We start from the raw sequence: 12,369 nt of genomic DNA, 5'->3' as shown, positions 1-12,369 counted from the left end.
AGGTGAAACCGTGAACGATGTCACTGTGAAAATCCGCGTCAAATCCCCCCCGTGTGAAATATGGAAGATCTGGAGCAATTTTTCCGAGGCGCCATTGTGGGATACCGACGTCAGCCATTGTGAGCTTGCTGGTCTTTTCCAGCCTGGAACCCGAGGTCAATGCATCCTCAAAAATGGCCTGCGCATGCCACTGACCATTGAGGCGGTAACGCTGCATGAGAGCTATCGGAACACGGCAAAGCTGCTGTGGATCAACCTTGAGTTTGACCACCGGATGCACCGGCTCTCCCCGCAGGAAACCGAGGTCATCCACAGCGCGAAGATCTGCGGGCCCTTGAGTTTTTTGTACCGGGGGCCGTTACGCAAAATGCTTACTGCCGTAATGGCCACCGCACTGGACAACCTGCGGGCGTTGGCTGAGCAGCGGACAAATGCCCTGACTCATCCCGAGCATGAGCTATCGGCAACCTATTTGGAGCGAGTATGAACTTAAGAAAAAACACTCAGCGCCTGCTGATGGGCGTCATTGGCCTGGGACTCACCGTTCCAGCGTGCGCCGAAACGTTCGGTCCGTATGTCACGATAATGGGGGGGCTGAACTGGGTTGCTCCCCATGACCTCAACCAGAATAATGTCAATTTTGTCGAGGTGGAGCTGGACGAATCTTTGCACTCCGGCCTCGCGAGCGGGCTGGCGGTTGGCTGGCGATTTCCCGTCGGGCTCAGGCCCGAACTGGAGTTGAGTTATCGCAAAAACGCCCTGGTCCGCTTCAATAACCGGGTCTACGATGGCGGCGGGAGCATCGACGCCAAAGGTGAAGAGCGCGCTAGCAGTCTGATGGCCAACCTTTGGTATGAAGGTTTTAACCTCCCGGCGTCCTTCAGTCGGTTCAGCCCTTATATTGGCGGTGGGGTGGGCTACATTGACCTGAGCGTCAGCGGCCTGAAAGCCGGAGGTGTCTCATTTGGTGGCACCCATCGTGACACCGTAATGGCCTACCAGTTGGGCGCAGGGTTCGGTTATGAGCTGTCACAGCAATGGGCCATGCTCCTGGAATACCGCTACCTCAAGACTCGCACTGCGCATTTTGGTGACATTCAAGGCCTACCCCCAGGCGATGTGAGCATGACCTATGGCGCGCAGTCCTTGATGCTGGGTCTGCGTTATGGCTTCTGAGTGATGGCTGACGGCTGATGCCGCGAAGGAGGGGCACCCGCAGGCGCCTGACCGGCGCGGCGTACCACCCCAAAAAAAGCCCTGACATGTCAGGGCTTTTTATCGGCTGGCTTCAGCGCCGGCGAAACAGCGGCAACGGCTCATCCGTCGCCGCCTGGTACGTCACCGAAAAGTCCTTGAGACTCTCCAGCGCTTCGTACGGGTCTTTGTCCGCGCGCAAGGCGTAGGCATCGAAGCCGCAGCGGTGCAGGTAGAACAACTGGTCGCGCAGCACATCGCCAATCGCCCGCAGCTCGCCCTTGTAGCCATAGCGGTCACGCAGCAGGCGTGCGTTGGAGTAGTTGCGCCCGTCGGTGAAGGCCGGGAAGTTCAGGGCGATGACCTGGAAGTGGGCCACATCATCCCCGATTTCCTCGGCTTCTTCATCGGCGTCCAGCCACACGCCCAGGCCGCCATCGCGGGCCTTGAGGGCGTGGCCATGCTCGCGCCACAGGGCCAGCGGCACGATCAGGTCGTCGCAGTTGGAGATGCCATCGAAGCTCGCATCCTTGGGCAGCAGGTGCCAGGTTTCGTCGACGACTTGGTTGTTCTTAATGATTCGCTGCATAGACGCGCTCCTTGAACAGGTCAATGCCAATGCGCTGGTAGGTGTCGATGAAGCGCTCATCTTCGGTGCGCTGTTCGACGTAGACGTCGATCAGCTTGCCGATCACATCAGGCATGGCTTCCTGGGCGAAGGATGGGCCGAGGATCTTGCCCAGGCTCGCATCGCGGCTGGCGCTGCCGCCCAGGGACACTTGGTAGAATTCTTCGCCTTTCTTGTCCACCCCGAGGATGCCGATGTGGCCGACGTGGTGGTGACCACAGGCGTTCATGCAACCGGAGATGTTCAGGTCCAGCTCGCCAATGTCGAACAGGTAGTCCAGGTCGTCGAAACGGCGCTGGATCGATTCGGCAATGGGAATGGACTTGGCGTTGGCCAGGGAGCAGAAGTCGCCACCCGGGCAGCAGATGATATCGGTCAGCAGGCCGATGTTCGGCGTGGCAAAACCGCCTTCGCGCAGTTCGCCCCAGAGGGTGAACAGTTGGCTCTGCTCAACGTCCGCGAGGATGATGTTCTGCTCGTGGGACGTGCGCAGCTGGCCGAAGCTGTAGCGCTCGGCCAGGTCGGCAACGGCGTCCAGTTGCTTGTCGGTGATATCGCCTGGCGCCACGCCGGTGGGCTTGAGCGACAGGGTCACCGCCACATAGCCCGGCTGCTTGTGCGCCAGGGTGTTGCGGGTGCGCCAGCGGGCAAAGCCCGGATGTTGCTGGTCGAGTGCCGCCAGTTCGGCTTCCTGGTTGCCCAGGGCCTTGTAGTGCGGGTCGACAAAGTGCTTGGCCACACGATGCACTTCGGCTTCGGTCAGGGTGGTCTGGCCGCCGCGCAGGTGCTCCATCTCGGCGTCGACTTTCTGGGCAAACACCTCGGGGGTGAGGGCCTTGACCAGGATCTTGATGCGCGCCTTGTACTTGTTGTCGCGACGGCCATAGCGGTTGTACACACGCAGGATAGCGTCGAGATAGCTCAACAGGTCTTGCCAGGGCAGGAATTCATTGATGAACGCGCCCACCACCGGGGTACGCCCCAGACCGCCGCCCACCAGGACCCGGAAACCCAGGTCGCCGGCGGCGTTGTACACCGGCTCCAGGCCGATGTCGTGGACTTCGATCGCGGCACGGTCGGACGCCGAGCCATTGATGGCGATCTTGAATTTACGCGGCAGGTAGGCAAATTCCGGGTGGAACGTCGTCCACTGGCGAACAATCTCGCACCAGGGGCGCGGGTCGATCACTTCATCGGCGGCCACGCCGGCAAACTGGTCGGTGGTCACGTTGCGCAGGCAGTTACCGCTGGTCTGAATGGCGTGCATCTGCACGGTGGCCAATTCAGCCAGGATGTCCGGCACGTCTTCCAGGGCCGGCCAGTTGAACTGTACGTTCTGGCGGGTACTGATATGGGCATAGCCCTTGTCGAAGTCGCGGGCAATCTTGGCCATCATGCGCGTCTGGCGCGAAGTCAGTTGGCCGTAAGGCACGGCCACCCGCAGCATCGGCGCAAAGCGCTGAACATAAAGGCCATTTTGCAGGCGCAGAGGGCGGAACTCTTCTTCGCTCAGTTCGCCTGCCAGATAGCGTCGGGTCTGATCACGGAACTGCTTGACGCGGTCCTCGATGATGCGCTGATCGTATTCGTCGTATACGTACATATAGGTCCTGTTCTCGGCAAATCTGCGCGCACGGCCGCGCACTCGCAACGGAGCCGGCGCACGATACCAGCTTGCGTTTATGCGCAAAAGTGATGTTTTAGCATATGCAAATAACCAAATAGCCTAATGAGAACGGTTATCGCGATACCCACATTTGTCATGCGGGCAATCATCGACTTTACTGTGGTCGAGTCTTAATGCAATCAGCCATAAAACCGACAAGAGGCGATGCGATGAGCAATCCAACCAAAGCCCGTAAACCCGACAGTACCGTGGACGCCTGGGCGATTCTGTTTCTGATTATCCTGGTGGTGTGTACCGCCGTGTTCTGGGTCAGCCACCAATAGGGGGAACTGACCGCGACGAAGCTGTTCGCGCTGCTGACAAATAGCCAAGATCAAAAGGCTTATTGCCACTATCATGATCTGTCAATTTTCAGGGTTCGGGCAGCAATGTTGAAGGTTCTCTGCGGGTGCTTGTGGTGGGTGGGGATGATGTTCGGGACGATGGCCCATGCCACGTCGGTGGTGTTTCTCAACCCCGGTCTGTCCACGGAAACCTTCTGGGTCAGTTATGCGCAATTCATGCAGGCCGCGGCCAAGGACCTCGGCCTGGATTTGCGTGTGCGCTATTCCGAGCGCGACCGGCAAAACACCCTGCAACAGGCCCGCGAAGCGCTGCAAGGCCCGCAGCCCCCGGATTACCTGGTGCTGGTCAATGAGCAATATATCGCCCCGCAGATTTTACGGATGGCCCAGGGCAGCCAGGTCAAGCTGCTGATCGTCAATAACGCCCTGACCCCTGACCAGACGCAGTTGCTGGACGCGGGCAAATACCCCAATTGGCTGGGCAGTATCACGGCCAACGACGAGGAGGGCGGCTACCTGATGCTCAAGGAGTTGTTGCGCCAACGGGGGCCGGTCCCGGCGGGCGAGAGCCTGGACCTGCTGGCGTTTTCCGGGGCCAAGCACACCCCGACCGCCCAGGCGCGCGAGCAGGGCCTGCAACGGGCCTTGCGCGAGCACCCCGAAGTCCATCTGCGCCAGCTGGTCTACGGCGAATGGAGCCGCCAGCGCGCCTTTGAGCAGGCCACCCAGATGTTCAAGCGCTACCCGAAGACCGCGCTGGTCTGGTCGGCCAATGATGAAATGGCCCTGGGGGCCATGCAGGCCCTGGATGGCAGCGCACGCACACCCGGCAAGGAGGTGTTGTTCAGCGCTGTCAACAGCTCGCCCGACGTCCTGCAAGCGCGCCTGCAGGGACGGATCAGTGCGCTGGTGGCCGGGCATTTTACGGTGGGTGGTTGGGCCATGGTGCTGCTGCACGACGACGCAGCAGGCGTGGATATCCAGCGCCATGGCGGGCGCGAGCGCCAGGTGCGGTTATTTCAATTGATTGACGAGCCACAGGCCCAGCGTTTGTTGGACCTGCGCAACCATGAGGGTGACAGCGTGGATTTTCATGCGCTGTCGGCCCTGGATAAACCGGCGGCCTACCCGTATCCCTTCAGCCTGCAGATGCTGCTGAAATAAACGGGCCTAGACCCCAGCCACATGCAGCACCAGCTTGACGATGGCAAACAGCGTCAGGGCAAACACGGCGGTAAACAGGATCCCCAGCACCACAAAATGGCTGGGCTTGCCGTGGGTAAAGTCCCGCGCGCGGTTCTTGCCGCTCTGCACGCCAAAAGCGGCAGCCATCACGCTATGCAGCATCTGCCAGAAGGTTGGCGGTTTGTTGTCCGGTGTGTCCATGAGTCCTCCTGGGAGGTCTGGGGGAGGTTACAACTCCCAACAGAATAGACGTAGTTACCGTTGTCGGCCCTGGACCTTGTGATGTGCTGGGTTCCTTTTCCTGGAGCCGCATCATGACCGACTTGCCCGCGTTGCCGGCAACGCCCAGTATCCATCGACCGCTATTGATCAGCGCCATGCCGCAATGGCTGGTCCAGAGCACTGCGTCCCGCCGCATGGCGCTCAAACACGCCGATACCCCGTTGCCCCCGGCCTATTGGCAAGCGACCCCTGAGCAACGCCAGGCGCTGCACGACTGTTTTACCGCGAGTTTCATTGCCCAGACCGCCCTCGACAAGAGCCTGTCTGCCTTGCAGGGCATCGAGGCCTTTGCCCGGCCGCTGTTGCTCCAGGCGCTCAAGGATCAGTATGGCGTCACCCTTGCGCCTAACGTTGCCACCTGGTTGAACCTGCGAAAGGCCCTGCAAGTGAGTGATCTGAAGATCGGGGTCCGAACCTACGATTTTTTGCAGCTGGAGCTGTTGCAGGCCGCGCTGCATAACTTCGAGGCGTCCGAATGCGCGGAAGGGGCTTTTCACCCGTCGTCCGGCTTCCGCTGGCAGGTGGCAGGCAGCACCGACTCCATACTGCCCGTGCGCCTGGGCGGGCTCAAGGTCCATCAATTCCTGGGGTTGTGCCGCAGCCTGGACCTGGGCGGGCAGTACCAGGCCTACATCACGGGGTTTTTTGCCACCCACCAGGCCACCCTGCGCGCGCAATTTATTGCCAGCCAGAAGGCCGCGCTGCGGGCCGCCGCCGAGCTGGCCCTGTTGCGCCAGGATATTACCCAGGCTGACTACACCATGGTGTTGTCGGTGATCGACGGCGAACGCGCGCCGCAGATCGGCGGGCAACCGGTATGGCTCTGCGACCTCGGCCTGATGAAGCTGCGCATGACCGGCTGCGTACTGTTTTTGGCGTTCGATGACGAACATCTGGATTCCCCCATCCTGTACATCCCCCAGGACCCGCATCATCCCCTCAAACGCTATAGCGACCATGCCCAGCTGCTGGCGACCCTCAAGCAACGTTTCACCACGCCGGGCCCGGCCTCGGCCCGGGTGAGTCGGCCAACGGCGTACCAGGTGTTTTTCAGCCAGTTTGTCGAGTATGCCGATCGTCCTCATTACTTCAGCCAGTTCACCCAGGATGCGGCCGATGCCACCTTGCGCGAGAGAGTCGGCTCGAATTTCCCCGGCATAGGGCAGATGTATGAACTGATCAGCCAACTGACCCCCTTCAGGCTGAAGAACTTCCCGCCCTTGCCCCTTGCCCCCCAGGTGCCGAACCCGGACCCGTATCTGGCGCCCTTGGCGCTGGCGTTCCAAGGCCAGGTGTTTGGTAGCACTCAGGTCGATCTGTGGAGCTACCTGTATGAGCGACATCAGCACAAGTGCATCGCCGATGCGGCCGGCCATGCCGTGCCCACGGCGGCTGTCGATGCCCGGGTGCGCCAGCAGAAACTGGCCCTGTTGCTCAACCTCGAAATGTTCGCCCTCAGTGCCGTGGCGGGGTTCGTGCCGGTACTGGGGGAACTCATGATGGCGGTGATGGCCGAGCAATTGTTGACGGCGGTGATTGAAGCGACCCGGGAGTGGAGCGCGGGCGATCGCAAGGCTGCCCGGGCGCACTTGATCGACCTGGCGCAAAACCTTGCCTTGCTCGGCCTGACGGCGGGCGGCGGGAAGGCCTTGCGCCAACTCAGGCCGGAGCCGGTGATCGAAGGCTTGTCGGCGGTGAAGCTGCCAAATGGCCAGGTGCGCTTGTGGAGGCCTGACCTTGAGGCGTACAAAAAGCCAATCTCCCTTGCGCCTGGAAGCCAGCCCAATGCTCTGGGGCAATACGAGGTCGATGGCCAACTGCATATTGACCTCGATGGCGCGTTCTATGAAAAGCGCTTCGACCCGCACCTCAATCAATGGCGAATCAAGCACCCCCGCGACCCCGGGGCCTATCAACCGATCCTTGAGCACAACCGGGCCGGTGCCTGGCGTCATCGGCATGAACGCCCCTTGGCGTGGGATCGCCTGACCCTATTGCGTCGCTTGGGGCCCATCACCGAAGGGTTCTCGGATGAGACCTTGCGTATGATCGGCGAGGTGAGTGGCATTGATGACGATCGGTTGCGCAAAGTCCATGTGGATGGCTTGCCGGTGCCTGCGGTGCTGGCCGATACGCTGGAGCAGTTCAGGGCCGACCAGGACGTCGATGACCTACTGGGGCGGCTGCGCCGTGGCGCCGGCCTGGAGCGCCGCCACGAGTACGCCTTGCCCCTCACGGTGGAAATGCCGGGTTGGCCGCCCGGGCGGGGCGTGGAAGTGTTTGAGACGCTTGTCTTTGTGGGGCCTGTGCGCAGCCCGGCGGGGCTGGTCGAGGACGAGGCCCGGCGCCTGCTGGGCCCCCTTGGGCGTGGTGACCAGCCGGGGACCCCGCTGACCGACGAGTGGGCCGCTGGCCACTGGGAACCGGCTGGGCACTCTATTCGCTATGGCAGCCCGGTGCCTGCGCACGTTAGCCGCCCACCCCTGAAAATCAGCCGCGCCGACTTGCAGCAAGGCAAATTCGCCCAAGCGGTGCTGGGTGGCCTGACTGAGCAAGAAATCTCCCGTTTGCTGGGAAGCCCATCCAGTTGGGGCGAGACGCCCAGGGAGCAGGTGTTCAACGAGCGTCTGGCCGACTATGCGCGCCAAAGACAAGCGGCACTGTTCGCCGCCCGGTTACAGGCCAATGGCAAGCTGGCCCTCGACAGGGGGCCGCTGCAACGGCGGTTTCCCTCGCTGTCCAGGCGCGCCCACGACGAACTGTTGCAGACCGCCAGCCCCCATGAGCTCAGGCATTTGCGCGACCACGGGCGCGTCAGCGGGCGTCTGGACCACCAGGCCCGGATCAGCGTGCAGCAAGGGCGCCTGAGCCGGGCGATCAGTGGCCTGCACCGCGACCGGCTGGCCAATGCCGACAGCGACCGCCTCGCCTTGCACTGTCTGGAACACCTGCCCGGATGGCCTCAGGGCCTGCGCCTGGAGATCCGTATAGACAGCCTTCAAGGCCCCTTGGTCGATAGCCTGGGGGATGAGGGCGCGGCCATACGCCGATACCTGGTCAAGCGCGGCGATAGTTTCCAGGCCCAGGATGAGGCCGGCAACGCACTCAAGCGCATGTCGGGCCAGGGGCGCACCCTGTTCCAGGCAATTGGCGACGCCTTGCCCGAGCCGGCGCATCGAGCGCTGAGCGCACAAGGGGTGGGCTTGCAGCAAGCGGTGGCGGCCTATGCCAGGCGCCACCGCGACATGATCGCCCGTGACCTCTTGAAGCTGCGTGAACCTCGCTCCAGGCCGGCGTTTCGCCTGCCGGACGGGCGCCTGGGGTATGCGTTGTCGGGGCGAGGCGGACCGTTTGCAACGGACGGTCCCCTGGTCGCCCATGTGCGCAGCGTGTATCCGAATATCAGCGATGCCCAGGCACAAGCGCTCGTATCCGCCCGCCGGCGCGACGGTGAAAGCACCCAGCAGATCTGGCGGCTATTTGCCAACCGCCAACGTGAACGGCTGACATTACGGAGCACGCTTGAGCAATGGGCCGGCGCCGATGAGCAACGCTTGCATGTGGTCGATGATCTTATCGACTGTTGGCGCCAGGGTTTTGACCGGGACCGGGCACCCCATGCGACCCTGGTTTTGCGTGGCGAGCAGGCGCTTCCCAAGTTGGAGGCCGACTTTTCCCATGTGCGCTCCTTGAATGTGTCAGGCGCCCGATGGCTGGGCCAGGATGCCACGGAGCTGCTTCAGCCGTTTGCCAATGTGCAGCACCTGGAACTCTATGTGCACCCTGGGCAGTTGGGCGAGGCCACTGCACGGTTGGCCAATGCCCCGGGCATCACCCAGCTTTCGCTCACCGGCCCCGGGCTGATCTATTCGCCTGAGGTGCTGCGGCCTCTGAACCGCCTGGCCGCACTTGAGCAGTTGTCCCTGGCGGGCAGCCTGGAAACCCTCGATGTCAGCGGGCTGACAGCGTTGCGTCGGTTAACGGTGTCCGGGACACTCGCTACCTGGCCGCAGGGGATCCTGGCACTTGAACATCTTGAGTTTATCGACCTGGCCCAGACCCAGTTGCATGCCGTGCCCGCCGAGATGTTTGTGGGGCACCAGCGCTTGTGGCGCGGCCTGCAGATGAACTGGTCAGCGTATGAGCCGGAGGATTTCATGCCGGTCTATGCATACCTGCATGACCACCCGGCCCATCTGGTCGATGAGCTACGGCTGGTACAGGCCTACTGCGAAGGCGCCTTGGGCCGCTTGCAAACCGGCGACCGGGCCTTTGTCGATAACGTCCTGGCCAGCTTCAAAACCCGAGGGCTGAGCTCCCGCCAGCGCCTGGAGAGTGTCAACGCCGTGCAGCAAGAGTACCGCCGCTTGGTCGATGAACTGGAGCAATGGTCGGATCGCGATTCAAGCATTGGCCGGGTTGAGGTGGAGCGCCAGGTCGCCTCGGAAAAACTCCTGGATTGCTGGCGCCAGGGCCTTGCGCGGCGCTTTGTAGCGGAAGGCGGGGCGCTTCTTACAGGAGGGTTGGATCTGTCAGGCGCCCACCTGGTTGACTTGCCCCGGTTGCCGGCCAGCGGCTTTAGCCATGTGCGCCGCTTGAATCTGGATGATATTGGCGTGTCGCTTGACGGCATCAATGCTTGGCTTGGCCAGTTCCCCGAGGTCGATACGCTGAGCCTGGCCCGTAATAACCTGACCGCGCTTCCGGCGGTCCTGGATGGGCATCCGTCCCTTCGTCACCTGGACCTGTCGCACAATTGGCTGAACATCACCCCCGTGATACAGGCGCAGTTGAGCCGCATGACCGGCCTTTTATCCCTGCGCTTGCAGTACAACCCGATCGGGCGCCTGGACGTCAGCGGGCTCCATGGCCTGCGTATCCTGGACCTGAGCCACAGTGCGATCAGTGAATGGCCGCAAGGGGTGCTTGAGTTGGCGGCCTTGCAGCGCCTGGATCTGAGCCACAGCGCCGTGACCGCGATCCCCGAAGCGGCGCTGAGTGGGCATGACCGCTTGCTGTCCATCACCCACCTGCGCGGTTGTCGCCTGAGCGTGACGGCGCGTGCCGAGGCGCGGATTTTTGCCCGGCGCTATGCCCGTGAACACCCGGCGGTTGCCCTGGAAAGCCCCTTGGGCATACCCCGTGAACTGCTTGCCCAAGGCCTGACGGGCGGGGAGCCCGAGTATTTTGCCGAGGATGTGTTGCGCCGCCCTGATTTGCTGGTGGCGCTGCCCACGACAGTCGCCACCGACACCCCGACGGCCCGCCTGCAACGCCTGGCCCCGGCCCTGGACGACTTGCAGGCGGCGGCACGGATTGCCGAGTTGCACGCCAGTGGCCTCGACACGCGGCAGGTCCAGGCCCGGCTCGCTGAATGGGAAGGGCAATACGCGCAGTGGGTGCGCCCGCTCAATGACTGGATCGATGTGCACGGCTACCTGGACGGCGGCTGGATCAGTGCACTGGACCGGCGCCGTGCGGCGGACCGTTTGTTGGAAAGCTGGCGCCATACCCTGCGCGCCAGGCCCACCCCGGCTGGATTGGACGGCACCGGCCTGTTGGATCTTTCGGGGCTGGCGTTGGGGGATCTGCCGAGGCTGCCCCGGTATTTTGCGCACGTCACGGCGTTGAACCTGAGTGGCGTCAAGCTGACGGCCCAGGGCTCCAACGAGTTCCTGCGGGCCTTCACCCATGTGGACACGTTGACACTCAGCCATAACGGGCTAGGCGCTGTACCGCAGGCCATCGGTGAGTTTCATGGCTTGCGCCGGCTGGACCTTGGCGTCAATGAACTGCGCAACGCCGCCCAGTTGCAGGAATACCTGGGGCACATGCCGGAACTGGAATGGCTGGACCTCGGTGAGAACGTCCTCAGCGAGCTGGACCTCAGTGGCCTGGTCCGGCTTGAGACGCTGTCTCTGCACGGTAACCTGCTTGATGAATGGCCTACGGCAGTCTTTGAACTGCCCCGCTTGCACACCCTGGATCTACATGACAACTGGATCGAGACCCTGCCTGCAGCAGCCTTCGAGCCCCAACATCGCCAATTGATGGCGGGCACCAACCTGGCGGGCAACCGGCTTGAGCAACAAAGCTGTGAGCGCTTGCAGGTCTACCTGGCCCAGACCGGCAATGGCCTGGGGTTTTCCGACGAGCAGTTGGAGACCCTGCTTCGCGGGTATCGAGAGGACGATGAGAGGGGGGTTTTTGATTCCCCTGACTATTCGCTGAATCATCCCGATGTCGAAACGCCCCAGGAACAGAAGGCCCGTTGGTTTTACGAGGTGCCACCCTATTCGTCAAAACACCGGATTTGGGACCGGCTGCATGCCCTGGAGGGGAGCGGCGATTTCTTCTTTACCCTGTCGCAACTGCGCAATACCGAGGACTTCCTTGAGGCGCCCGCCGAACTGACCCGGCGCGTGTGGACGGTGCTGGAGGCAATCGACGGCAACCCGGCCATGCGGCGGGACCTGTTTGCCAGGGCGACGGCGCTGATGCCTGAGGTCACCTGTGGTGATGGGCGGATCCTGATGTTCAACGAGTTTGAAATGCGTGTCCTGGAGTTTGATGCGCTCAGAATGGCCGAGCGGGGAGAGGGCGGCGCCGGCTTATTGAAGTTCGCCCGCGGCATGATCCGCCTCGAAGCGGTAGAAGGCATTGCCCAGGCGACCATCAAGCACCGTCCAGACATCGATCCGGCGGAAATTCGCCTGGCCTTGCGCATTGGCCTGGCACAGCGCCTGGAACTGCCCAGACAGCCCTCTGGCATGCTGTACAGCCAATTGTCGGAGGTGACCCAGGCTGACCTCGACCGTGCGTACACCACGATTGTGCAAAGTGAAAGCACGCCGGGCTTCGAGGAAAAACTGGTGGGCCTTGAGTATTGGCTCAATTACCTGAAGATAAAATACGCCACGGACTTCGCGGCCCTGGCCCGCGAACTGGAGCACAAGACCGATGGCCTGGATGAACGCTATCCCGACAACGGTTCAGAGTACCTGCGCGACTATGCCGTGCTGGGGACCTGGAGCAAGGAGCAGCGCATGGCGCTGGCGATCCGCCTGACGCGCCAGGAACTGGCAGGGCTGGAGAGTTAAGGGGCCTGT

7 protein-coding genes are annotated in these 12,369 nt (G+C 62.3%); 4 read left to right on the top strand and 3 right to left on the bottom strand.

Features of this window, described 5'->3' with window-relative positions; all coding sequences use genetic code 11:
• Positions 1-10 precede the first annotated feature (10 nt).
• The gene (locus tag BLL38_RS02040) at positions 11-487 is read left to right on the top strand and encodes an SRPBCC family protein (RefSeq protein ID WP_076961089.1); all 477 of its coding nucleotides are present in this window, start codon (positions 11-13) and stop codon (positions 485-487) included.
• Positions 484-1,176 carry an outer membrane protein gene (locus tag BLL38_RS02035; RefSeq protein WP_076961088.1) on the top strand — a complete coding sequence of 231 codons (693 nt, stop codon included), beginning with the start codon at positions 484-486 and terminating at the stop codon, positions 1,174-1,176. The genes BLL38_RS02040 and BLL38_RS02035 overlap by 4 nt, the downstream gene beginning before the upstream one ends.
• Positions 1,177-1,288: 112 nt before the next feature.
• Here the strand turns inward: BLL38_RS02035 and BLL38_RS02030 are convergent, their stop codons facing one another.
• Both BLL38_RS02030 and BLL38_RS02025 read right to left on the bottom strand, forming a co-directional pair.
• Entirely contained in the window at positions 1,289-1,783 is a 495-nt protein-coding gene (locus BLL38_RS02030; protein WP_076961087.1) for a DUF934 domain-containing protein, read from the bottom strand.
• Entirely contained in the window at positions 1,767-3,425 is a 1,659-nt protein-coding gene (locus BLL38_RS02025) for a nitrite/sulfite reductase (protein ID WP_076961086.1), read from the bottom strand. The genes BLL38_RS02030 and BLL38_RS02025 overlap by 17 nt, the downstream gene beginning before the upstream one ends.
• 452 nt (positions 3,426-3,877) lie before the next feature.
• Between BLL38_RS02025 and BLL38_RS02020 the strand changes: the two genes are divergently transcribed.
• Positions 3,878-4,957: an ABC transporter substrate-binding protein gene (locus BLL38_RS02020; RefSeq protein WP_076961085.1), complete on the top strand. Its 1,080-nt coding sequence runs from the start codon at positions 3,878-3,880 to the stop codon at positions 4,955-4,957.
• 6 nt (positions 4,958-4,963) lie between these two features.
• Here BLL38_RS02020 and BLL38_RS02015 read toward each other — a convergent pair whose 3' ends face one another.
• Complete coding sequence (locus tag BLL38_RS02015) at positions 4,964-5,179, bottom strand: DUF2970 domain-containing protein (RefSeq protein WP_076961084.1); 216 nt, start codon at positions 5,177-5,179, stop codon at positions 4,964-4,966.
• A gap of 113 nt (positions 5,180-5,292) precedes the next feature.
• Between BLL38_RS02015 and BLL38_RS02010 the strand changes: the two genes are divergently transcribed.
• Complete coding sequence (locus BLL38_RS02010) at positions 5,293-12,360, top strand: NEL-type E3 ubiquitin ligase domain-containing protein (protein ID WP_076961083.1); 7,068 nt, start codon at positions 5,293-5,295, stop codon at positions 12,358-12,360.
• The last annotated feature ends 9 nt before the right edge of the window (positions 12,361-12,369 follow it).

Origin of the sequence: Pseudomonas gessardii (assembly GCF_001983165.1) — a bacterium.
GTDB classification, from domain to species: domain Bacteria; phylum Pseudomonadota; class Gammaproteobacteria; order Pseudomonadales; family Pseudomonadaceae; genus Aquipseudomonas; species Aquipseudomonas gessardii.
The sequence above is the reverse complement of the archived record's forward strand: the minus strand, read 5'-3'. Positions and strand labels throughout refer to the sequence as shown.